Annotated in this window: 23 protein-coding genes, 1 other RNA gene and 1 riboswitch; of the genes, 10 read left to right on the top strand and 14 right to left on the bottom strand. The window is 63.5% G+C overall.

Annotated elements, in window-relative coordinates:
* Nucleotides 1-14 precede the first annotated feature (14 nt).
* Genes cobC through B0G73_RS08860 form a run of 6 tightly spaced genes read right to left on the bottom strand, consistent with a single transcriptional unit; the run spans nt 15 to nt 6,332 of the window.
* On the bottom strand, nt 15-605 hold the full coding sequence (cobC, locus tag B0G73_RS08885; protein WP_106279891.1) for an alpha-ribazole phosphatase: 591 nt from the start codon (nt 603-605) through the stop codon (nt 15-17).
* Entirely contained in the window at nt 590-1,366 is a 777-nt protein-coding gene (locus B0G73_RS08880) for an adenosylcobinamide-GDP ribazoletransferase (protein WP_106279889.1), read from the bottom strand. The genes cobC and B0G73_RS08880 overlap by 16 nt, the downstream gene beginning before the upstream one ends.
* A 42-nt stretch (nt 1,367-1,408) precedes the next feature.
* Nucleotides 1,409-2,470 carry a nicotinate-nucleotide--dimethylbenzimidazole phosphoribosyltransferase gene (cobT, locus tag B0G73_RS08875; RefSeq protein ID WP_106279887.1) on the bottom strand — a complete coding sequence of 354 codons (1,062 nt, stop codon included), beginning with the start codon at nt 2,468-2,470 and terminating at the stop codon, nt 1,409-1,411.
* Between the two features lie 35 nt (nt 2,471-2,505).
* Nucleotides 2,506-3,348, bottom strand: coding sequence for an ABC transporter ATP-binding protein (locus B0G73_RS08870; RefSeq protein ID WP_106279885.1), 843 nt, complete (start codon nt 3,346-3,348; stop codon nt 2,506-2,508).
* Nucleotides 3,348-4,400 (bottom strand): iron ABC transporter permease, encoded by a 1,053-nt coding sequence (locus B0G73_RS08865; RefSeq protein ID WP_106279883.1) that lies wholly within the window; start codon nt 4,398-4,400, stop codon nt 3,348-3,350. The genes B0G73_RS08870 and B0G73_RS08865 overlap by 1 nt, the downstream gene beginning before the upstream one ends.
* 30 nt (nt 4,401-4,430) lie before the next feature.
* Nucleotides 4,431-6,332, bottom strand: a complete 1,902-nt coding sequence (locus B0G73_RS08860) for a TonB-dependent receptor domain-containing protein (protein WP_106279881.1) — start codon at nt 6,330-6,332, stop codon at nt 4,431-4,433.
* Nucleotides 6,333-6,422: 90 nt separating this feature from the next.
* Nucleotides 6,423-6,694, bottom strand: a riboswitch (cobalamin riboswitch).
* A gap of 208 nt (nt 6,695-6,902) precedes the next feature.
* On the opposite strand from B0G73_RS08860, the gene B0G73_RS08855 reads away from it, so the two are divergent.
* From B0G73_RS08855 to B0G73_RS08835, 5 genes are all read left to right on the top strand, one after another.
* The gene (locus B0G73_RS08855; RefSeq protein ID WP_106279879.1) at nt 6,903-7,259 is read left to right on the top strand and encodes an ATPase; all 357 of its coding nucleotides are present in this window, start codon (nt 6,903-6,905) and stop codon (nt 7,257-7,259) included.
* Entirely contained in the window at nt 7,256-7,570 is a 315-nt protein-coding gene (locus tag B0G73_RS08850) for a cell division protein ZapA (protein WP_106279877.1), read from the top strand. The genes B0G73_RS08855 and B0G73_RS08850 overlap by 4 nt, the downstream gene beginning before the upstream one ends.
* 134 nt (nt 7,571-7,704) lie before the next feature.
* A non-coding RNA gene (gene ssrS / locus B0G73_RS08845) (6S RNA) lies at nt 7,705-7,886 on the top strand.
* A 106-nt stretch (nt 7,887-7,992) separates the two neighbouring features.
* Nucleotides 7,993-8,451, top strand: coding sequence for an EVE domain-containing protein (locus tag B0G73_RS08840; RefSeq protein ID WP_106279875.1), 459 nt, complete (start codon nt 7,993-7,995; stop codon nt 8,449-8,451).
* 174 nt (nt 8,452-8,625) lie between these two features.
* Complete coding sequence (locus B0G73_RS08835) at nt 8,626-9,357, top strand: SIMPL domain-containing protein (protein WP_106279874.1); 732 nt, start codon at nt 8,626-8,628, stop codon at nt 9,355-9,357.
* Nucleotides 9,358-9,455: 98 nt separating this feature from the next.
* Here the strand turns inward: B0G73_RS08835 and lgt are convergent, their stop codons facing one another.
* The gene (gene lgt / locus B0G73_RS08830; protein ID WP_106279872.1) at nt 9,456-10,361 is read right to left on the bottom strand and encodes a prolipoprotein diacylglyceryl transferase; all 906 of its coding nucleotides are present in this window, start codon (nt 10,359-10,361) and stop codon (nt 9,456-9,458) included.
* Nucleotides 10,362-10,480: 119 nt separating this feature from the next.
* On the bottom strand, nt 10,481-11,467 hold the full coding sequence (locus tag B0G73_RS08825) for a LysR family transcriptional regulator (RefSeq protein ID WP_106279870.1): 987 nt from the start codon (nt 11,465-11,467) through the stop codon (nt 10,481-10,483).
* A 179-nt stretch (nt 11,468-11,646) separates the two neighbouring features.
* On the opposite strand from B0G73_RS08825, the gene ilvD reads away from it, so the two are divergent.
* A complete protein-coding gene (gene ilvD / locus B0G73_RS08820) occupies nt 11,647-13,320 on the top strand; it encodes a dihydroxy-acid dehydratase (RefSeq protein ID WP_106279868.1) in 1,674 nt (557 codons plus the stop codon).
* A gap of 178 nt (nt 13,321-13,498) precedes the next feature.
* Nucleotides 13,499-13,837, top strand: a complete 339-nt coding sequence (locus tag B0G73_RS08815; protein ID WP_106279866.1) for a c-type cytochrome — start codon at nt 13,499-13,501, stop codon at nt 13,835-13,837.
* A gap of 66 nt (nt 13,838-13,903) precedes the next feature.
* Here B0G73_RS08815 and B0G73_RS08810 read toward each other — a convergent pair whose 3' ends face one another.
* The 3 genes from B0G73_RS08810 to B0G73_RS08800 form a co-directional block, all read right to left on the bottom strand.
* Nucleotides 13,904-14,614, bottom strand: a complete 711-nt coding sequence (locus B0G73_RS08810; protein WP_106279865.1) for a DUF2486 family protein — start codon at nt 14,612-14,614, stop codon at nt 13,904-13,906.
* Nucleotides 14,615-14,704: 90 nt separating this feature from the next.
* Nucleotides 14,705-15,121, bottom strand: coding sequence for a DNA polymerase III subunit chi (locus B0G73_RS08805; RefSeq protein ID WP_106279863.1), 417 nt, complete (start codon nt 15,119-15,121; stop codon nt 14,705-14,707).
* Nucleotides 15,122-15,179: 58 nt separating this feature from the next.
* Nucleotides 15,180-16,706, bottom strand: coding sequence for a leucyl aminopeptidase (locus B0G73_RS08800; protein WP_106279861.1), 1,527 nt, complete (start codon nt 16,704-16,706; stop codon nt 15,180-15,182).
* A 137-nt stretch (nt 16,707-16,843) separates the two neighbouring features.
* Here B0G73_RS08800 and lptF point away from each other — a divergent pair, with 137 nt between their 5' ends.
* The 3 genes from lptF to B0G73_RS08785 are packed head-to-tail and all read left to right on the top strand — an operon-like array spanning nt 16,844 to nt 19,488.
* Complete coding sequence (gene lptF / locus B0G73_RS08795; RefSeq protein WP_106279860.1) at nt 16,844-17,941, top strand: LPS export ABC transporter permease LptF; 1,098 nt, start codon at nt 16,844-16,846, stop codon at nt 17,939-17,941.
* Between the two features lie 3 nt (nt 17,942-17,944).
* Nucleotides 17,945-19,093, top strand: coding sequence for an LPS export ABC transporter permease LptG (gene lptG / locus B0G73_RS08790; RefSeq protein WP_106279858.1), 1,149 nt, complete (start codon nt 17,945-17,947; stop codon nt 19,091-19,093).
* A gap of 11 nt (nt 19,094-19,104) precedes the next feature.
* Complete coding sequence (locus B0G73_RS08785) at nt 19,105-19,488, top strand: sirohydrochlorin chelatase (RefSeq protein WP_106279857.1); 384 nt, start codon at nt 19,105-19,107, stop codon at nt 19,486-19,488.
* A gap of 77 nt (nt 19,489-19,565) precedes the next feature.
* Here B0G73_RS08785 and B0G73_RS08780 read toward each other — a convergent pair whose 3' ends face one another.
* From B0G73_RS08780 to B0G73_RS08770, 3 genes are read right to left on the bottom strand one after another with little or no spacing between them, the layout of a single operon-like run.
* Nucleotides 19,566-20,357, bottom strand: a complete 792-nt coding sequence (locus B0G73_RS08780; protein ID WP_106279855.1) for an SDR family oxidoreductase — start codon at nt 20,355-20,357, stop codon at nt 19,566-19,568.
* 16 nt (nt 20,358-20,373) lie between these two features.
* Nucleotides 20,374-21,114, bottom strand: a complete 741-nt coding sequence (fabG, locus tag B0G73_RS08775; protein ID WP_106279853.1) for a 3-oxoacyl-ACP reductase FabG — start codon at nt 21,112-21,114, stop codon at nt 20,374-20,376.
* Nucleotides 21,115-21,155: 41 nt separating this feature from the next.
* Nucleotides 21,156-22,499: an MFS transporter gene (locus B0G73_RS08770; RefSeq protein ID WP_106279851.1), complete on the bottom strand. Its 1,344-nt coding sequence runs from the start codon at nt 22,497-22,499 to the stop codon at nt 21,156-21,158.
* Between the last annotated feature and the right edge of the window lie 90 nt (nt 22,500-22,589).

Below are 22,589 nucleotides of genomic sequence, written 5' to 3'. Positions count from 1 at the left end.
AACCGCAACGCGCCTCACGCATTCCACCGCACCAGCACCCACTGCTGCGTTTCATCGTTTCTGCGCAACCAGACGATCCCGGTCGTATCGAGCGACCATCGCAAACAACGCTCCAGCGGCACGTCCAGCACGATCGACGCAATCGCCCGCATCACGCCCGCATGCGTGACCACATAAGCCGGCGACAACTCGCGCGTGAGCGCGAATGCGTCGAGCCATGCCCGCACCCGCGCGACGAACTGCGCGACGCTTTCGCCGCCATGCGCCCGCGCGTGTTCGAAGTTGACCGCCCAGTCGTCGAGCAATTCGCGATCGATGGCATCCCAGCGCTGCGCTTCCCAGTTGCCGAAATCCATTTCCATCAGCCGGTCGTCGTGACTGACCACGCTGCCGAAGTCGTTGGCCAACTCGGCGGCGAGCGCCGAGCAGCGCTTCAGTGGACTCGACATCAGCACGCGTGGCGCGGGCACCTGCAAGGTCGCGAGCTTCAGGGCAAGTGTCGTCGACGACACCTCGGCATCTTCGGCGAGCGCCACGTCGCTGTGGCCGTAACACACGCCCGCGTCGAGCGCGACCGCGGGATGACGAATCAGGACGATATCCATGCGAGCCCCACCAGGTAGATGCTCAATTCAAAAACTTGCTGCGCGAAGCCGAGGCAGTCGCCGGTATACCCGCCAATGCGTCTGACGAAATAACGGCCCATCGCGATACGAAGTACGACCAGAACCACAACCACCGAACCCGCGAAGCGCCAGTCCGGCGCGGCGAGCCCATTCGGCCACAGCAACCACGGCAAACCGAACATCGCGGCGCACATGAACGCCCCTACACTCAGGCGCTGCGCGACCGGTTTGGCCTTGCCTTCGGCGCGCACGTAATCGAGCGTGGCCAGGTAGCTGATCGCACAAGTGCGGCTCGCCGCGTGCGCGGCAATCATCAGACTTGCGGCGCGCATCGGCGGCAATGCGGCGAGCGTTTGCCATTTCAACGCAAGTGCGACGACGAGCGCGACAGCACCGAAAGCACCGATGCGTGAATCATGCATGATTCGCAATACGTCTTCGCGCGTATAGGCGCCACCGAACGCATCGACGCAATCGGCGAGGCCGTCTTCGTGAAACGCGCCGGTCACGAGCAGTGACGCGGCCATCGACAACAGCACCGCCACGCCCGCGGGAAATACACGCAGCGCGGCGAGATAGACCAGCGCGCTCAATCCGCCGATCAATACGCCGACGAGCGGAAAATAACGCGCCGCCGCGTTCAGATAGTGCGGCTCATAGCCGACCCAGCGCGGGACGGGCACGCGCGTGAAGTAGCCGAGCGCTGTGAAGAAGTACCGCAGTTCAGCGAGCGGATTCATGATTGAGCGAGGCGTGCGCTTCTGTCTGAGCGATCGAGCGGATCACGCATCGCGATTCGCGACGCCGGCCGATTCGAAGCTCGCCATTTCGTTGACGAACGCCGTTGCCGCGCGCAATAACGGCACCGCGAGCGCCGCGCCGGTGCCTTCGCCGAGCCGCATGTCGAGCGACAGCAACGGCAGCGCGCCGAAATGATCGAGCATGCGCCGATGCCCCGCTTCGTTCGACGCATGCGCGAACACGCAGTACTCGCGCACGCTCGGCGCGAAGGCGTCGGCGATCAGCAAGGCCGAGGTGCCGATGAAGCCGTCGACCAGAATCGTCATGCGCGCCTCGGCGGCCGCGAGATACGCGCCTGCCATCATCGCGATCTCGAAGCCGCCGAAAGTGGCGAGCACGTCGAGCGGATCGCTGGACACAGGGTGACGCGCGAGCGCCGACGCCAGCACGTTGCGCTTCCTGGCGAGCCCCGCGTTGTCGAGCCCCGTGCCGCGGCCGACGCATTCGTCGATCGGCACGCCGCACAAGCGGCTCATCAGACACGCGGCCGCCGAGGTGTTCGCGATCCCCATCTCGCCGAAGCCGATCACATTGGTGCCGAGCGCCGCGTGATGCCGCACGCGCGCCGCGCCCGCCTGCATCGCGGCGATTGCCTGGTCGCGGCTCATGGCCGGTTCGCGCGCGAAGTTGCGGGTGCCAGCCATAATCGGAATGTCGATAAGACCCGCGGTGGATGGCAACGGCGTCGCAATGCCCGCGTTGACGACTTCGAGTTCGATGCCCGAGACGCGACTCAACGCATTGATCGCCGCGCCGCCCGCGAGAAAGTTGGCGACCATCTGCGCGGTCACCGCTTGCGGATAAGGGCTCACGCCCTCCTCGGCAACGCCGTGGTCGCCGGCGAACACGATCATCGCTGGGCGCGTCACGGTGGGATGCGTGGTGCGCTGGATCAGGCCCATCTGACGCGCGAGCGTTTCGAGCCGGCCGAGACTGCCGGGCGGCTTCGTCTTGGTATCGATGATGTGCTGCAACTCGTCACGCAGCGTTTGATCAAGCGGTTCGACTTCGGGCAATCCGGGCAAGCGTGGCAATGAAGTCATGAGCGTGTCTGAAAGAGAATGTTGGAATGAAGCGGTCAGCTTGCCGGCGTGTCATGGCCGGCAGGCGATTCGTGACGCGTGCGCGGTGCGGGAATCAGCGCCTCGTGTTCGCCATCGCGAATCAGAATCAACGGGTAGCCGAATGCATGGCTCGCCAGCGTGGGCGTCAGCACGTCGTGCACCGGTCCGGCATACACGCCGCCCGCGCCGTCGAGCAGCAGCGCATGCGTGGCAAAGCGGCGCGCGAGGTTCAGGTCGTGGCACGAAAACATCACTGTACGCCGAGGCTCGCGCGTCCACGTGGCCAGCGCTTCGAGGCAGTCGATCTGATGATGCAGATCGAGATGCGACAACGGTTCGTCGAGCAACAGCAACGGCGCGTCCTGGCACAGCACCGCCGCCAGCGCCACGCGTTGCCGCTCGCCGCCTGAAAGCGACAGCACATCGCGCGCGGCGAATGCGGCGAGTCCCAACAGATCCAGCGCCGCGTGCGCCGCTTCGCGATCGGCTTCGCGCTCCCAGCCCCAGCCGCTGAGATGCGGGAAGCGGTTCAGCATCACGATATCGAGCACGCTCGCGCTGAATGCGTCGGGCGCGCTTTGCGGCATCAGCGCGCGCCGTTGCGCGAGCGGCATTGGCGGCCAGTCGGCGAGGTGCACGCCATCGAGTTCGACATGTCCCGCCGACGGTTGCAGCAAACCCGCGAGCGTGGAGAGCAAAGTCGTCTTGCCCGCGCCGTTCGGGCCGGCGATGCACCAGATCTCGCCGGCATAGAAGGTATGCGTGAAGGCATCGAGCAAAGTGCGCGCGCCGACACGCAAGGTCAAACGTTGCGCGCTGAGGGTAGCTTCATGAGAAGGAGCGTGACGGGTTTGCATCATCGGCGCCTGTGCAGCAGCATCCACAGAAACACCGGCACACCGATGATCGACGTAATCACGCCGACCGGCAACTGCGCCGGCGCGATCACGGTGCGCGCGATCAGGTCCGCGCCCATCACCGCGACGCCGCCGCCGAGCGCGGCGGCCGGCAGCAGCATGCGCTGATCGTTGCCGAACGCGAGCCGCATCATGTGCGGCACGACCAGTCCGACAAAGCCGATGGTGCCCGCCGTCGTCACCGCCGCGGCCGCGGCGAGCGAGGCCACCAGATACACCCGCAGACGCAGCGGCATCACCGCGACGCCTAACGCCTGCGCGGCGGCGTCGCCACGCAGCAGCACATTCAGACGCGGCGCGGCGGGCACGATCGCAACCAGCACGATGACAAGCGCGACGAGCGCCGTCCACGGCATCGCGCCGCCGTTGAGGTCGCCGGTCAGCCAGAACAGCATGCCGCGCAAGCGGTTATCCGGCGCGAGGTTGAGCAGCAAAGTAATCAGCGCGCCCCAGCCCGCCGCGATCACCGCGCCGGTCAGCAGCAAACGCGGCGAGGTGTCCTGCGGTTCGCCGCGCCACAACTCGCGGCGCGCGAGGCCGAGCACCAGCAGGATCGATACGAACGCGCCGGCGAATGCGCTTGCGTCGACGATCCACCATGCGCAACCGGCGATCATCGCGACCAGCGCGAAGCTCGCCGCACCGCCCGATACGCCCAACACGTAGGGCTCAGCCAGCGGATTACGCAACAGCACCTGCAGCAACGCGCCGGCCAACGCGAGCAACGCGCCGCAGGCGAAGCCGGCCACCGCGCGCGGCAATCGCAACGTGCGGACGATTTCCGCAGTCAGGTCGGCGGCACCGACAGACGGCGCATGCGACGGCATCAGCGCCGCCAGCACGCGCATCGGCGCGAGCGATACGCTGCCGAGCGCGAGCGACGCCATCAGCACCGCCAGCGCAATCAAAGCGAGCGCCAGCCAGATCGCGGCCGCGCGCTTCGCGCTCATCACGCGCAGTGTCGCGGGCATCGAACTCGAATGGCGATTCATCCGCGCGAACTCAACAGGAGGGCGCAAGCGTCACTGCTGCTGCCAACCAACCGTGAGATACGCACCGCGCCGTGGCGAGTTATACGAGTAGGCCGTTTCATAGTCCTTGTCCAACAGATTCTGGATTTGCGCGGCCACGTACCATGCTTTCGTGATGTTGTAGCGCGCCGACAGATTCACCACGCCATAGCCGCCCAGCTTGCCGCTGCTGTCGTTGCTCGGGCCGCTCACGATCCACTCGCCGCCCACGCGCCACCCGGCGATGCTGCGGTTCACCGTCAGCGCGCCGAAGCGCCGGGCGCGCCGCACGAGGTCGGCATCGTTGTCGAGGTCGACGGGATTTTGCAGCGTCAGCGACGCGCGCACGTCCGTCTTGCCGACATGGCCGCTCCACGATCCTTCGATGCCCTGCACCTTCGCATGCCCGACGTTCTCGGCCAGATAGATGCCGGGCGTCACCTGCTCATAGTTAATCAGATTCGAATAGCGCGTCTGGAATGCGGAAAGGCGCATCACGCCGAGCGCATTCGATGCGTACTGCAGCGCGGCTTCGATCGAATGGCTGCGCTCCGGTTGGATCGCCGGATTGCCGCTGATCGGATAGTACAGATCGTCGAAGCTCGGCGCGCGAAACGAATCCGAATAGCTTGCGGTCACCTTCCAATGGCCGGTGACGTCGAAACCGTAGCCGAGATAGTAACTGTTCGCTCCGCCGAAATCGGAATACTGGTCGCGCCGAACGTTGGCCTGAAACTGGTTGCGCCCGAAGCGTCCCGTATAGCCGGCGAAGCCCGAATCCACATGACGGTCCGGCGCCGCGAACGTGTCCGAATCGAGGCTTTGATCGAGATGCTCATAGCCGACCTGCAGTTTCTGCTGCGCGGCCAGCGCGAAATCGTTCTGCCATGTGTACTGGCGATTGTCGGTATCGAAGCGGCCGTTGTACACGCCGTTGGTGTTCGACACGCTGCGGTCGTCGCCTTCGGCGACGATGAAGTGCGTGGTCCACCAGTCGGTCAGCCTGCCGTTCGCGAACACCGAGACCTGGCGCACCTTGCTATACAGGTTGTTCACATCGGTTGGCACGCCGTACGCGTTGTCGTAACTGTTGTTGCCATTCGACTGAAAGTAACTGGCGCCGGCGTCCCATTTGTCGTTGAACTTGTGGCGCAGCGAAGCCGAGATGCTCTCGTTCAGATAGCCGTTCGCATTCGGATTGGCGCTGGGCGCCTCCTTCGTGTTCAGCGACGAGAAGCCGTCGTCCTTCGAACGCGCGAGCGAAATGCTGAAGGTCGTGTTGCCGTCCTTGTCCAATGCACCGTTCACGCCCGCCTGCTGCGTCTGCGTGTGATAGCTGCCGTAGCCGAGCGAAAAATTGAAACGCGGCGGGTGATCGCCGCCGTTTTTCGTGAACACCTGCACCACACCGCCGATCGCGCCCGAGCCATATAACGCCGACACGTTGCCGTTTACCACCTCCACGTGATCGATCTGGTCGAGTGGAATCTGCGCGAGTTGCGGGGCGCCCAGGCTCACCGAATCGACGCGCACGCCGTCGATCAGCAGCAGCGATTGCGTCGACGACGCGCCGCGCAAAGAGAGGCTCGTCGTCGAACCGGGACCACCTGTGCGCGAGATTTGCGCGCCGGGCGCGAATTGCAGCAGGCCGGGCAAATCGGTCGCGGTGGTGTCGGCGATATCCTGCTGATCGAACAGCGAGGTCTGCGGGATCGTGTCGGCGAGCGCTTGCGGCGTGCGATCCGCGGTCACCACCACGGGCGACAGCACCGCCGAAGAGGACACCGGGCCCGAAGAATCCGCCGACGGAGACGAAGCAGATGAAGCAGAAGATGAAGACGCAGCTTGCGCGTGCACCACGATCGGCAGGCTCGAAAAGGCGAGCAGCGCCGCGCGGGCGAAGGGGGACAGCATGGGGTGAACGTCCTGTGGATAGCGTGCGCGGCCCGCTTCCCCGCAGGCCGATGCGTAACGAGGCGCCCGCGTATTTAACATTTTCGCGCGGGACGTGCCTCTCCCTCTGGCCGGTATCCGGGCTGGCGACGCATCGATCCCGCCTTCCCACGCGAGACGCGCAGTGGCACACTCGCGAGTTGAACTTCCAGCTCGCGAGCGGGATCGACTTGCATGACGAATGCGGTCGCTTACCGTTGCGGGGGCAGCGCAGGTTGGCGCGTTTAGCTGAATCCAGATGAACCGCGCGCCCTGCTTCCCGTTTAACTGCGTGGGCCGTTGAAAAAATGCCGCACGCGGGCACCAGAGTGCGGGCAGTTTAGGAGCGGCCTCGGAGTCCGTCAAGAATGGCGAGATCGCAGGCCATGTGTTCTGTTAAGTGCAGGCTCTTGTCCGACACGTGAGTACTTTTTCATCATATGGTCGATAAAAAGCCTGCACAAAGCGATGTTGTTACGTCTCGAAACGAGACAATTGTCGGAACCTGCGACATTCCGCGCTAAAATGCGATGTCTTTAGAGGACGCAGCAGATGCTCACCGAACTCGAAACACTTTCACAAAATATCGGCAAGCTGATCGCGATCAGCCAGCGCCACAATGAGGCGCGACTCGCGCTCGAAGAGCAACTCGCGCAATCGCGCGCCGACGCCGAAGCCACGCGCACGGAACTTGCAATGCTGCGCGAGGAACGTAACGCGCTGCAGGCGGAACGCGACGCGCTTTCGGCGAAGATCGACGACGCACAAGTGCGCCTGAACGCGATCCTCGAGAAGCTACCGCGTGCGCGCGCGCACAGTGAGCCGGACAACCAGCTCGATCTGCTCGAGCCGGCTCAGCAAGTAGCCGAAGCCGGGAGCGACGTGACCCGCCACGGAGAAAATGCATGACCACCAAGCAGATCGAAGTATCGATTCTCGGCGTGCCCTATCGCCTCGCCTGCTCGCCGGAAACGGAAGCGGCGCTGCTCGAAGCGGTTGCACGCGTCGACGCCGAAATGTCGAAGATCCGCAATAACAGCAACGTGCGCGGCACGGATCGCATTGCCGTCATGGCTGCCCTGTCGCTGGCATCGGAACTGCTTAGACTGCAATCGAGCGTGAGACACGGAGAAGCATTTCCCGCTGAAGAAATCCGGCGTACAATGCATCAAATGAACGAACAACTAGGTACTGTGATTGAGCAGTACAGCGTGCAATAAGGTACATGTGTTATCGTGCTGCCGGTCCTGAGATCGGCGGCGGATTCAAACGGAATGTGTGAGCACAAGGCGTGCAAGATTCAGCAAACGTTTGAGGTCAATCGGTAGTTCGTTTTTTTAGCTTCATCGGTTTAGCTTCCCTGCCTGGTTCGCCAAGGTCATATATTCCTTGAACCAATGCCATGTGCACGGTTGCGGAAATTTGTAGCACGGGTGTGCGCGTCACTCTGTCTGATGTACCCGAAGTGTTGCTAACTGCGACCAATTCTGAACCCCCGGTTCAGGATGCCGGCCTAGCGGCTAAGGCGGGGACCTTATTTAGAACGGCATCGGACTTCGGTTCGGTGCCGTTTTTCTTTGGGCGCTGTTTTTCGTTCGCCGATTTCTTCCGCATCTTCAACCCCTAACGTTCAATTCGATTCATGCGCTACTGGCTAATGAAGTCCGAACCGGACGAAGCAAGCATCGACCATCTCGCCAACGCACCGCATCGCACATTGCCGTGGACCGGCGTGCGCAACTATCAGGCGCGCAACTTCATGCGCGACATGATGCAGGTCGGCGACGGTGTGCTGTTCTATCACTCGAGCTGTCCGGAGCCTGGCATCGCGGGCATTGCGGAGGTATCGTCCGCTGCGTATTCCGACCCGACGCAGTTCGACAAGAAGAGCCCCTACTACGACGCCAAGTCGTCGCAGGAAACGCCCCGCTGGGTGCTCGTCGATGTGGTGTTCAAGAAGAAGATTCCGCTTATTCCGCTCGCTGCGTTACGCGAGCACGACGAACTCGCGGACATGCGCGTGCTCGCCAAAGGCAACCGCCTGTCGATCACACCGGTGACCGAGGCCGAATGGCGATTCATCACCAAACGGCTCGCCTGATCGTGCATGCACGATGAATGCGTGGCGCGTATTTGTGTACACGCAAACGTTAAAGCAACGTCAAACCCGGGAACCAAGCTCAGGTTACAAGCGCCTAACGATCTCGCAAACGCCATGCCACGGCGCGGCGTTTGCACCAATCGTGCACAACCTGTTCAAGCAAGGAGTCCAACAATGACGAAAAACACCGCACGTGCACTCGCTTTCGCTCTCGTCTGCGCCGCGCCCGCCGCGCTCGCACTCACGCCGGCCATGGCACGCGCGCAAAGCACCGGCCAATATCAGCCGGCCGGCGTGCTGTCGTTGAACGCGCAGGCCAGCGCTGAAGTGCCGCAAGACGTCGTCGATATCACGCTGTTCTATGAGCAGGAAGCGAGCGATCCGTCGGCGCTCACGTCAACGCTGAACCAGCGCGCCGATTCGGCGCTGCAAAAAGCCAAGGGTGTGAGCGGCGTGACGGCGCGCACGGGCTCGTTCTCGATCTATCCGTCCACCGACCGTGACGGGCGCATTTCCGCATGGCGCGGCCGCACGGAGATCGTGCTCGAATCGCACGACTTCGCCGCGGTGTCAAAGCTCGCGGGTCAGATGGCATCGATCATGCAGGTCGGCAATGTGCAGTTCTCGCTCTCGCCTGAAGCGCAGCGCGCCGCGGAGCAGAAGCTCACCGGCGAAGCGATCAAGTCGTTCCGCGAGCAGGCCGCTTCGTCCGCGCAGGCGTTCGGCTACAGCGGTTATTCGATTCGCGAGGTCAACGTCGGCCACAACGGCGTGATGCCGCGTCCGGTGATGATGATGAGCGCGCGCGCCATGGGCGCCGACGCAAAGGCCGCGGCGCCGGTGCCGATCGAAGGCGGAACGTCGACGGTGACCGTCAACGTGTCGGGCTCGGTGCAGATGAAATAACGCTTCCTGGTGTTAGAGGCGCTGCTTCGACGCAGTAAAAGAAAAGCCGCTCGCGCGGCTTTTCTCATTTGACCACTCGCCACGATAAACCGTAGCGGTCAGTTCGCGCTGACCGCCTGTGCCGGTTCGTGGCGCGCGCGGCGATAAGACCACACCAGCATGCCGATACCGACGACGATCATCGGCAGCGACAACCATTGCCCCATGGACAGTCCCATGGCCAGCAAGCCGAGGAAGTCGTCCGGCTCGCGCGCGAATTCGACCGTGAAGCGCGCGAGGCCGTAGCCGATCAGAAACACGGCGGAAATCGCGCCCATCGGCTTCGGCTTGCGTGAGAAGAAGAACAGCACGAAGAACAGCGCGACGCCTTCCAGCGCGATTTCATACAGTTCCGAAGGATGGCGCGGCAGCATGTGATATTGCGCGAACACTTCGTTCAGATGCCATTGCGCGGCCAGTTGCGGATGCGCGGTGAGCCACGCGGCGTCGTCGGGCGCGGCGCCTGGAAACAACATGGCCCACGGCGCCGACGGATCGGTCACGCGGCCCCACAACTCGCCGTTGATGAAATTGCCGAGACGCCCTGCCGCGAGGCCGGTCGGCACCATCGGCGCGACGAAATCGGTGACCTGCAACCACGAGCGTTTGCGCTGATACGCGAACAGCACCATGGCCAGCGTCACGCCGAGAAAGCCGCCGTGAAACGACATGCCGCCTTCCCAGACCTTGAAGATGTCGAGCGGATGCGCGAAATAAAAGCTCGCCTTGTAGAACAACACGTAGCCGAGCCGGCCGCCGAGAATCGTGCCCAGCACGCCGTAAAACAGCATGTCGTCGATATCCTTGACGGTCCAGCCTTGCGCGGCGACATACGGCAAACGCAGCCGCAACCGGCCGACCACGATCGCCGCGATGAACGCGACGAGGTACATCAGTCCATACCAGCGCACGGCGAGCGGCCCCAGATGAATGGCAATGGGGTCGAAATTGGGGTGAATGAGCATCGTGTTGTTATGGGCAGTTCAGGTTCAGAAGCGAAATGTCTAGTAATGGGCGGCGCTGCCCGCAGCTTGCGGTGCATGCATTGGACGGTCCGGCCGGCAATGCGTTCGCGCGGACGCGTCTATAGGCGCGGAGCGGCGGATTGTTGCGCCTCGACGGTCGCCGCATGCGCCCGCACGATGTCGATGAAACCCGCCAGCACCGGGCTCACCTCCGCGGTCCGCCAGACGAGGCCCGTCTCGATCGCGGGCACCGACTCGGAAAGCGGCCGGTACACCACGCCGGTGCGGCGCAGATTACGTAACGATTGCGGCACCAGTGCGACACCCATGCCGGCCGACACGAGGCTCACGATCGTTTGCATCTGGATCGCTTCCTGGCCGACCCGGGGCGCGAGGCCCGCCACGCCGTAGCAATCCATAATGATGTCATAAAAGCCCGGCGCCAGACGTCTTGGGAAGACCACGAGCGGCGCGTCGGCGACATCGCGCAGGCTGATCGGCGTGTCCAGCCATTCGGCGCGCGGGTCGGCATGGTCGCCGCTGGCGCTGGCCACGCGCGCTGCCATCTCCGTCGACATGGCGATCACCAGCGGCTCGCGCGCGATCGGCAGCCACGAGAGCTGGGTGGCGTGGCGCGACGGCAGCGGCGCGATCACGAGACCCGCGTCGATGCGCCCGGCCACCAGTTCGTCGACCTGTATGTCGCTGGTGGCTTCGGTCAATTCCAGCCGCACGCGCGGATGACGCGCGCCGAAATCGCGCAGCAACAGCGGCAGAAGCCCGTAGTCAGCCGTGGACACGAAAGCCAGCGACAACACGCCCGCCTCGCCGCGCGCAAGGCTCTGCGCGAGCGGTCGCAGGCCCTCGGCGCTCGCCAGCAGGCGCTGCACCTCGGGCAGCAAATCTGCGCCCACTGACGTCAGTTCGACGGAGCGCTTGGTGCGCGCGAACAGTTCGACGCCGAGCGTCTCTTCGAGCGCGCGAATCGCTTGCGACAAGGGCGGCTGCGTCATCGAGAGGCGCACGGCCGCGCGCCCGAAGTGCTTCTCTTCGGCGACGGTCACGAAATAGCGCAACTGGCGCAGATCAGGAATGGCTGGCAGCATGAGTGATACATTTTACGACCTAATGGGCCACGAATAATACATTGGACGCGCGCATCGCAAAACTGCGTCGTTGCGCGGCACGCCGGTCTACACTGGACGGATGCCGCCGGCAGCCCACGCCGGCGCGACTGAAACCCGCAGCGCGGTGCGGATCAAAACAAAAGGACAGGAGCTCCCCCATGGCATACAACCGTCGTTCGAAGAACATCACGCAGGGCGTGGCGCGCTCGCCGAATCGCTCCATGTACTACGCGCTCGGCTACGAGAAGGCCGACTTCGACAAGCCGATGATCGGCATCGCCAACGGCCATTCGACCATCACGCCGTGCAACGCCGGCTTGCAGCGTCTCGCCGATGCCGCCGTCGCCGCGATTAAGGGCGCCGACGCCAATCCGCAGATCTTCGGCACGCCGACCATCTCGGACGGCATGTCGATGGGCACCGAAGGCATGAAGTACTCGCTCGTGTCGCGCGAAGTCATCTCCGACTGCATCGAGACCTGCGTGCAAGGTCAGTGGATGGACGGCGTGGTCGTGATCGGCGGCTGCGACAAGAACATGCCGGGCGGCATGATCGGCATGCTGCGCACCAATGTGCCGAGCATCTACGTGTACGGCGGCACGATCCGTCCGGGCAACTGGAAGGGCACCGACCTGACCATCGTGTCGTCGTTCGAAGCCGTGGGCGAGTTCACGGCCGGCCGGATGTCGCAGGAAGATTTCGACGGGATCGAACAGAACGCGTGCCCGTCCACGGGTTCGTGCGGCGGCATGTACACCGCCAACACCATGAGCTCGTCGTTCGAGGCGCTGGGCATGTCGCTGCTGTATTCGTCGACGATGGCCAATCCGGATCAGGAAAAGGTCGACTCGGCGGCCGAATCGGCCCGCGTGCTGGTCGAAGCGGTCAAGAAGGATCTGAAGCCGCGCGACATCGTCACGAAGAAGTCGATCGAAAACGCCGTGGCCGTGATCATGGCCACCGGCGGCTCGACCAACGCCGTGCTGCACTTCCTCGCGATCGCCCACGCGGCCGAAGTGGAGTGGAGCATCGACGACTTCGAGCGCATGCGCAAGAAGGTGCCGGTGATCTGCAATCTGAAGCCTTCAGGTCAGTTCGTGGCCACTGACCTGCACAAGGCCGGCGGCATTCCGCAAGTCATGAAGATCCTGCTCGACGCGGGCATGCTGCACGGCGATTGCATCACGATCACCGGCAGGACCATCGCCGAAGAATTGAAGGACGTGCCGGGCAAGCCGCGCGCCGATCAGCAGGTGATTTTCCCGATCGACAAGGCGCTCTACAAGGAAGGCCACCTTGCGATCCTGAAGGGCAACCTGGCCGTCGACGGCGCGGTCGCCAAGATCACCGGCCTGAAGAACCCGGTTATCACCGGTCCGGCGCGCGTGTTCGACGACGAGCAAAGCGCGCTCGAAGCGATTCTGTCCGACAAGATCGTGGCCGGTGACGTCGTGGTGCTGCGCTACCTCGGCCCCAAGGGCGGCCCCGGCATGCCGGAGATGCTCGCGCCGACCTCGGCGATCATCGGCAAGGGTCTCGGCGAAAGCGTCGGGCTGATCACCGACGGCCGCTTCTCGGGCGGCACGTGGGGCATGGTGGTCGGTCACGTCGCGCCGGAGGCCTTCGTGGGCGGCACGATCGCGTTCGTGCAGGAAGACGACTCGATCACGATCGACGCGCACAAGCTGCTGCTGCAACTGAATATCGACGACGCCGAACTGGAGCGGCGCCGCGCCGCATGGCAGCAGCCGAAGCCGCGTTACACGCGTGGCGTGATGGCGAAGTACTTCGCGTTGGCACAGCCGGCCAACAAGGGGGCGATAACGGGCTGAGCGACGGCTATGGCTATGGTTAGCGTGATGAACGCAAGTCGTCCGGTATCGCGGCGACCCGCCTGTGAAAAGGCCTAAAGCTACGTAAAAGCGAAAGGGGCGCACGGAAAACCGTGCGCCCCTTTCCTTTTATAATGCTGGCACCACAAGTCGGGCGCTTGCACCGACGGAGACCAGAATGAAATCAAAGTCGCACACAGCGCTTGCAGCGGCCGTCGTGCTGGGCGCCGCGTTGAGTGCCGGCAGCCCGGCGGCGCACGCCGAGGCCGCGGGCCTCGCGCTGGCCCAGCAGCAGAACTGCATGAGTTGCCACTCGGTCGCGCGTTCCTTCATGGGACCGGCGCTGCATGATGTCGCGGCGAAATATGCCGGCCGCGAAGACGCCGCCACTTATGTGAAGCACAAGATTCTGGATGGCAGCACGGGCGTATGGGGTGAGGTGCCGATGCCCGCGAATACGCAACTCACGCCCGATCAGGCAGCTACGCTCGCAAGCTGGGTGCTCACGCTCAAATAAGCCTGTTCAGGCGAGGAGCGCTGCGCGCGAGCGCCGCTTGGCGCGCCCGCGCTTCATCTCATAGGATCACGCGCTGCCTGAGGCGCGCCGCGCGATCTCTTCCACCACCGCTTCCCGCACCCAGCTCGTCATCTCATTCTCCAGCGTGAGCGCCACTTCGCGCGTGATCTGGTCGATGAGCCACCCCGTGTGCGCGTGCAAGGTTTCGCGACAACGTTCCTCGATTACGCTGCGCCCGTCGCCTGCCAGGAAACCCGCGATGCGTCGGCGCAGACGTTCGGCGATGACGTCGGCATCCAGATCGAGATCCACAGGCGGCTCGCCCGCGCCTTCGCGCGCGATATCCGGCGGTACAGTCGAGCCCGCCTCGAGCGGCGTAATCGGCTCGGCCCGATCGAACACGCCCGCCGACGTCGCGAATGCGTGGTCATGCGCATGCCGCGGTTCGGCGGCCTGGTGCGAGCGCGAACGCTTCTTTGGATGGTGATGGTCGGCCGCTTGCCGCGGATCGGCCGGTTGCGGCGCCACCGCCGGCTGCGCTGCGAAGGTCGGTTCCTGTGCGTGCAGCGGCTGCGCCGCGAGCACCGGTTCCGCCGACCTCACCTGCTCCGGCGTCAGCACCGGCTGCGGCGCGAGCACGGGCTCCGCCTTGAAACTGGGTTCGCGCGGGCCGTCCAGTTTGGCCGCATCGCTCGACGTTTGCTGCGGCTGCACAGGATGACCCTGCACGAGAACCTCGTGCAGAACCGGGATCGAATCGTCGTTGGGATCGGACACGTGCACTCTCCGTGTTTGAGTCGAAGCTGAAGCAGCCCGCGTGCGCCGAATGCCTGAGACCCGACACACGCGACGCGGACCGAATGGGACCTAGCTGCCTTGCTTGTAGTTGTTCAGAGCATAGCCGCGATCGCGATAGAAGCGATAGCGTTCGCGGCCCGCCGCGAGTTCCTCGTGTGCGTTACCGACCACTTCCAGCAATCTTTCGAAGCGCGCGAATTGCGCCGGCACCGTGGCGCCCAGATTGAGCAGCACCTGATGATGCGGCACATCGTCGAGGCTGGAAGTGAGCACGATCGGCGTTTGCGCGGCGAGCGGCGTGCCCGCCATGCAGTGCGGCACGAAGTCGAGCGGCGCGAAGGTCCACAACTGTTCGTCGAAGGCCTTCAGGCGCGCGGGCTCGGCCAGCACGATGGTCGGCTGGCCCGCCTGATACGCCTTGCGGATCAGGCGGCACGCATACAGCAGCGAATCGCCGACGTTCGAGTGAAAGTCGATTCTCGTCATCGGCGGCTCCGCCTGGCGGCTGCATTCGCAGCCGCGCCCGCACCGTTACTGCAATGCGTCATTGCGCGGCGCGACCGTCAGCGGCCCTGTCGATCAGGAACTGCGCGAGCAATGGCACCGGACGGCCTGTCGCACCCTTCGCCGCACCGCTCTTCCACGCTGTGCCCGCGATATCCAGATGCGCCCACGGATAGGCTTCGGTGAAGCGCGACAGGAAGCACGCCGCCGTCACGCTGCCTGCCGGACGGCCGCCGATGTTGGCCAGATCCGCGAAGTTCGACTTGAGCTGGTCCTGATACTCGTCGTCGAGCGGCAGGCGCCAGGCCGGGTCGGACGCTTCACGCGATGCGTCGAGCAGCTCGCCCGCCAGCGCGTCGTCTTTCGAGAACAGGCCGCTGTTGTGGTGGCCCAGCGCGATGATGCACGCGCCCGTGAGCGTGGCGATGTCGATCACCGCGGCCGGCTTGAAGCGCTCGGCGTAGGTCAGCGCGTCGCACAGGATCAGACGGCCTTCGGCGTCCGTGTTCAGCACTTCGATCGTCAAGCCCTTCATGCTGGTGACGATGTCGCCCGGCTTGGTGGCCGTGGCCGACGGCATGTTCTCAACCGCCGGAATGATGCCGACCACATTGATTTTCAAGCCCATTTCAGCGACGGCGCGCAACGTGCCCAGCACCGAACCGGCGCCGCACATGTCGTACTTCATCTCGTCCATGCCTTCGCCGGGTTTCAGCGAAATGCCGCCCGTGTCGAACGTCACGCCCTTGCCGACCAGCACCACCGGCGCGGCTTTCGCGGCGCCGCCCTGGTACTGCAGCACGATGAACTGCGCCGGTTCGACCGAGCCGGCCGTGACCGACAGGAACGAGCCCATCTTGAGCGCTTCGCACTGCTTTTCGCCCAGCACTTCGACCTTCAGCTTCCAGTCTTTGGCGAGCTTCCTGGCGGTGTTGGCGAGGTAGGTCGGCGTGCAGACATTGCTCGGCAGATTGCCGAGGTCGCGCGTCAGGTCCATGCCGTTGGCGAGCGCGGCGCCCTGCTTCGCGGCCAGCTTGGCGGTCTTCTCGTCGCCGGTATTGACGCTGAAGACAATGCGCTTCAAGGCGCGCACCGAATTATCCGGCTTGCTCTTCATCTGCGTGAACTTGTAGGTCAGCTCGCGCAGCGCGAGGATCGCGGCGCGCACGCCCCAATCGGCCGTGCGTTCGAGGATCGGCAGTTGCGCCAGCGTGAAGGTGACCTGGACGATCTTGGTGCCGAGCAGCGCGCGCCAGGCGGCCCGCACGGCGTCGCCGTAGGCTTTCTGGTTGAAAGCGTCCTGCTTGCCGAGGCCGACCAGCAGCACGCGGGACGCGCCGATGCCCGACACTTCATGCAGGAACAGCGTGGTGCCGGCCTTGCCGTCCATGTCGCCGGCCTTGATGATGCGGGTCAGCAGGCCGCGGGTGGCCTCGTCGATCTCAAGAGCCGCGCCCGACAGGGTTTGCGACTCGAACACGCCGATTACGATGCAATCGGATTTCCCAGTCAGGAAACCGTTTGACGAGCCTTTGGTCCAATCACAGGCTTTTATGCTAAAGTCCATCGCGCTTGTCCTCGGATAAAATCTGGGCTTAGGATGAAAGCCGCAATTATCCGCTATTTTTCCTGCGGCGGCTGCACCGGAGGTGTGACGGGAAGCAACCCGTGCGCCACTGAGAGCGCCCCCTCTCATCATCAATAATGATCTTCGAACGCTCCCTCCAGCGCGAACTCGCGTATACGGCTGGTGCCGTGTTCATGGTTCTCCTCACGCTCGTGCTGACGACGATGATGATCCGCATCGTCGGCTTCGCAGCCTCGGGCGAGATCGACCCGCGCGACGTGCTGGTCCTGATCGGCCTGACCGTGATCGGCTACCTGGCGATCATGCTCGTCGCGACCCTGTTCGTGTCGATCCTGTTCGTCCTGACCCGTTGGTACAAAGACTCCGAGATGGTCGTGTGGCTCTCTTCGGGTGTCAGTCTGACGCGCTTCATCAAGCCGATCGGCATTTTTGCCACGCCGATCATCATCCTCATCATGTTCTTCGTGTTCGTCGGCTGGCCGTGGTCGAACCAGCAGAGCAAGCTGATCCGCGCGCGCTTCCAGCAACGCGACGAGGTCTCGCTGCTCGCGCCGGGGCAGTTCCGCGAATCGGCCACCAGCCACCGCGTATTCTTCATCGAGAAGATGTCGCCCGACCAGGCGCGCGTGGAAAACGTGTTCGTGACCAGCACGGAGAACGGCAAGGTCAACGTGGTCGTGTCGAAGACCGGCCATACGGAAACGCGTAAGAACGGCGATCGCTTCGTCGTGCTGGAAAATGGCCGCCGTTACGACGGCCAGCCGGGGCAGCCCGATTTCCGCATCATGGAGTTCGAACGCTATGGCGTGAAGATCCAGAGCCAGCCGGTCGTCAATACGCCCAGTACGACCGGCACGCCCACGCTCACGCTGCTGCGCAACCCGACCAACGACAATCTCGCCGAATTCGCGTGGCGTGCGGGGCTACCGCTCATCGCGATCAATCTGATGCTGCTGGCCATTCCGCTCGCGCACCAGAATCCGCGGCGCAGCCGCACCATCAATCTCGTGATGGCCGTGCTGATCTATCTAACGTATTCGAATCTGTTGAACGTGGTGCAGTCGTGGATCGAGCAGGGCAAGATGTCGTTCCCGGTCGGACTGGTGGGTCTGCACGTGATCGTCGCGGCGATCGTCACGTTTATTTTCTGGCTGCGCGTGCGCAACCGGCCGCTCTTCACGCGAGCGATGTTCAGCCGTTCGCAGGGAGCCTGACCGATGCGCATCTATGAAAGGTACTTCGCGCGTCAGATCTATCTCACGTTCATCTTCATTCTGTTTGCTTTTTCAGGTCTGTTCTTCTTCTTTGACCTGATCAACGAATTGAATTCGGTTGGGCACGGCAACTACAAATTCCAGTACGCGGTGTTGCGGGTTGCGTTGCAAACACCGTCGCGCTTCTACGAAATTATTCCGGTCGCGGCGTTGATCAGCGCGATTTATGTGTTCGCGCAGATGGCGGCAAACTCCGAGTACACGATTTTCCGCGTGTCCGGGCTCGCTACGAATCAGGCTTTGCGTTCGCTGTTGAAGATCGGCATTCCGCTGGTTTTGCTGACTTATCTGATTGGCGAGGTGGTCGGGCCTTATACGGATCAGTTGTCGGAGCGTGTGCGGCTCGAGGCGCTCGGGTCCTCGGTGTCGAGCAATTTTGAGTCGGGCGTGTGGGTGAAAGATACGCTCACGGCGCGCGCGGACGGCGAGCAGGTGACGCGCTTCGTGAACGTCGGCGAATTGAAGCCGGATGCGACGATCAGCAACGTGCGCATTTATGAATTCGATTCGAAGTTCCGGCTCTCCAATGTGCGGACCGCGAAGAGTGGCAAGTATCAGCCGCCGGGTCATTGGCAGTTGACAGGCGTGACCGATACGCAATTGATTGACGTGCCCCCTCCTCCAGGCACGCCCGCCGATGCGCTGAATCCGGTGTATCGGGCGAAGGAAGTCGCGATGCCGGAGTATTCGCTGCGCTCGGAATTGACGCCGCAAATTCTGTCGGTGCTGCTGGTGTCGCCGGATCGGATGTCGATGTTCAATCTGTTCCGGTATATCCAGCATTTGACTGAGAATCATCAGGATACGCAGCGGTATGAAATTGCGTTGTGGCGCAAGTTGCTGTATCCGTTTGCTGTGTTCGTGATGCTGGTCTTGTCGTTGCCGTTTGCGTATTTGCATACGCGGGCTGGTGTCGTCGGGATGAAGGTTTTCGGCGGGATCATGCTGGGGATGAGTTTTCAGTTGTTCAACACCTTGTTCTCGCATATCGGCACGTTGAATACCTGGCCTGCTCCTTTGACTGCGGCTACGCCTGGGTTGGTTTATCTGGTGCTTGGGTTGGTTGGGTTGAAGTGGGTTGATCGGCATTAGGAGCTGATGAAATGGCTACGCAAGGGCTGGTTCTGTTTGGCCATGGCGCAAGGGACCCGCGCTGGCGCGAGCCGTTTGAGAGGCTCGCTGAAAAGCTGCGCGCGTTGCGTGCAACGGACGAGACAGCCGGCCCGGTCTCCCTGGCATTTCTCGAATTGATGGAACCGAGTCTCCCTACGGCGGTGGCTCAACTCGTGGCTCAGGGCTGCGATGTGATTACCGTGGTGCCCGTGTTCTTCGGGCAAGGGGGGCATATCAGGAAGGATTTGCCCGAACTGATCGAGCGCTGCCGTGAGGCGCAGCCGGACGTGCGGATCGACTGCGCAACGGCGGTCGGCGAGGACGAAGCGGTTCTCGATGCGGTCGCGCAGTATTGCCAGCGCCAGGCTGGATAACGCCTGCAAACCGCTGCTAAAGAAAAGCGCCCCTACTCCTTCAGGCACTTCGCCTCGTAGCGGCCCCGCTTCACCGCTCAAAGATATTCGACGTTCCCGTCGACGCTGATTGCCTGCCCCGAGATGTTTTGCCCCGCCGGCGAAGCGAGGAACAGCGCCATCGCGGCGACATCGTGCACGGTCACCATCCGTCGCAGCGAAATTTTCTGCAGATATTCGCCCTTCATCTGATCGAAGCCGATTCCGAGCGACTCGGCGCGTGCAGAAATCACACGGTCCATCCGTTCGCCTTCCACGACGCCCGGCAAGATCGCGTTCACGCGCACGTTGTTCGGCCCAAGCTCGATGGCCAGCGACTTGACCATCCCGACAATCGCCCATTTGGTCGCCGCGTACGGCGTACGGAACGCGTAACCGAGGCGTCCCGCGACCGACGCCATCGCAATGATGCCCGGGTTGGCCGACGTCTCCTTGAGCAGCGGCACGGCCTTGCGCAGAAAATAGAACTGGCTGTTCAGGTTCGTGGCAATCGTGCGCTCCCACTCCGCCGGATCGAGGTCTTCGACCGCGCCGGTGGGTCCGGCAATGCCCGCGTTGTTGATCAGCAGATCGAGGCCGCCGAGCTTCGCGCGCGCGTCGTCGATGATGCGGTCCACCTGCGCGCTATCCGACACGTCCGCGACGCCGGCGTGCAGTTGCGGATGCGCGGTTTTAGCGCGGTCAATCGCGGCGGAATCGACATCGCAGATATAGACGTTCGCGCCGACATCCAGAAACGCCTGCGCGATCGCCGCGCCGATGCCCGCCGCGGCGCCTGAAATCAGCACGCGCAGTCCGGCAGCAGGTCTGAGAAGGTCGATGGTTTTCATGCAGGTCCTCGAATGTTTAAAGCGTCATGCCGCCGGATGCTTCGATCACGGCGCCGTTGATATAGCTCGCTTCGTCGCTCGCGAGAAAGGCGTAGATATTGGCGATCTCCTCGGGCGTGCCGAGCCGGCGCAGCGGCACCTGCTCGCGCATTTTCGCGAGCACTTCCCGCGGCACGGTCGAGAGAATCGGTGTGTCGATGAACCCCGGCGCAATCGCGTTGACGCGAATGCCCTTCGGTCCCAGTTCGCGGCTCCATGTCTTCGTAAAGCCGATCACGCCGAACTTCGCCGCCGCATAGTTGGTCTGCCCGTAGTTGCCGTACAGGCCGACCACGGAACTCGCATTCAGGATCACGCCCGAGCCCTGCGCGATCATTGTTTCGACGACCGCCTGAGCCGCATGGAACACGCCGCGCAGGTTCACGTCGATCACGTCGTCGAACTGCTGGAGCGTCATCTTTTGCAGGCGCGCGTCGCGCGTGATGCCGGCGTTGTTCACCAGCACGTCGATCTGCCGGAACCGCTCACGCACGTCAGCCACCATGCCGTCCACCGCCGCGCGGTTCGTCACGTCGAGCGTGAAGCAGAGCGCCTGCGAACCCGCCGCGTGGCACGCGGCCGCGACCTGAGACACCGCGTCGTGATTCACGTCGCACACCGCGACGCGCGCGCCTTCTTTCGCGAATTTGAGTGCGGTCGCAGCGCCGATGCCCTGCCCCGCGCCCGTCACGATGGTGACCTTTCCATTCAATCTCATTGTTTGTTCTCGTAATCGGCAGCGCCGGAATGGCGCTGCAGTTATGACTCAGTGTTCAACAGCGGTTCGGCGGGACTCGCCGCGCGTCCTTCTGACTGAATCGCCTTCGCGAGCAAAGGCACGAGGGCCAGGCCGAGAATCGACGCGCCCACGACCACCGAAAACCCGGACGCGCTATGACCTGACGCACTTTCCGCGAGGCCGAACAGATACGGCCCGACGAATCCGCCGATCAGGCCGAGCGTGTTGATGAACGCGAGTCCCGCCGCGGCCTGGATGCCGTGCAGCCGCTTCATCGCGATCGCCCAGTAGAGCGGCAACACGCCGCCCGCGAAGAACGCGGTCGCGACGAACAGCAGGAGTTGCACGGACAGCACGCTCGACGAGATGAACAGGATCGCGCTGATCACCAGCCCCAGGGTCAGCACACCCAGATAGAAACAGTCGTTCGTCACCCGGCGATGTATGCGCGGCAGCACCAGCACACCGAGCAGAAAGCCGATCCCGACACTGCTCGACAGCACGCCGATCATTAGCGGCGATTGCACATGCATCTGCTGAATCATCGCGGGCGTGAAGAAGACGAGCCCGACGAACGCGACCTGGTTCAGAAAGTAGATCAGGCCGATCAGCATCGTGGCCGGACGCTTCAACGCGGCGACCCAGTCTTGCGAGAACATTCCCGGATGCGCGGCATCCGGCACGGCGCGCGCTTCGAGTGCACGCGCTTCGTCGGCGGACAGCCAGCGTGCGTCGGACGGCTTTTCCGGCAGCTTGAACCACAGAAACATGCCCACAAAGATGGTCGGCAAGCCTTCGAGCAGGAACAGCCACTGCCAGCCGTGCAGGCCGCCCAAGCCGTCCATCTGCATGAACGCGCCGCCCAGCGGATTGCCGATCACGAGCGCCAGCGCGGGCGCGGTGTAGATCCAGCCCACCGCCACCGAGCGATCCTGCGGCGCGAACCACATCGTCACCATGTACATCAGCGCCGGGAATAGACCCGCTTCGGCGATGCCGAGCAGCACGCGGATCGCATAGAACGACCACTCGCCCTGCACGAACATCATCGACGCGGAGAGAGCGCCCCACGTCACCGCGATCCGCGCGATCCAGCGACGCGGCCCGACCCGGTGCGCGATCAGATTGCTCGGCACTTCGAGCAGCGCATAGCCGATGAAGAAGATGCCCGCGCCGAGACCGTACGCGGCCGCGCTGATGCCGAGATCGGTGGCAAGCCGCGCCTTCGCGAGCGACACGTTGGTGCGGTCGAGGTACGACATGAAATAGATCACGCACATCAGCGGGATCAGTCTCAGCATCGCCTTATGCGTCGCGATGCGATGCAGCGCGTTGCCGGCAAGGCCGGCGCTCTGGGTTGTCATGATGTCTCCACCTATGAAGGCGTGTTGTTGTTTTTATCGATTGGGTTTGACCGGCTCGCCGGTTCAGCGGGTCGGCGGATTGCGCGGGGG

Source organism: Paraburkholderia sp. BL25I1N1 (genome assembly GCF_003002025.1).
In the GTDB taxonomy this organism is placed as follows: Bacteria; Pseudomonadota; Gammaproteobacteria; order Burkholderiales; family Burkholderiaceae; genus Paraburkholderia.
This window is presented reverse-complemented; position numbering and strand designations above follow the sequence as displayed.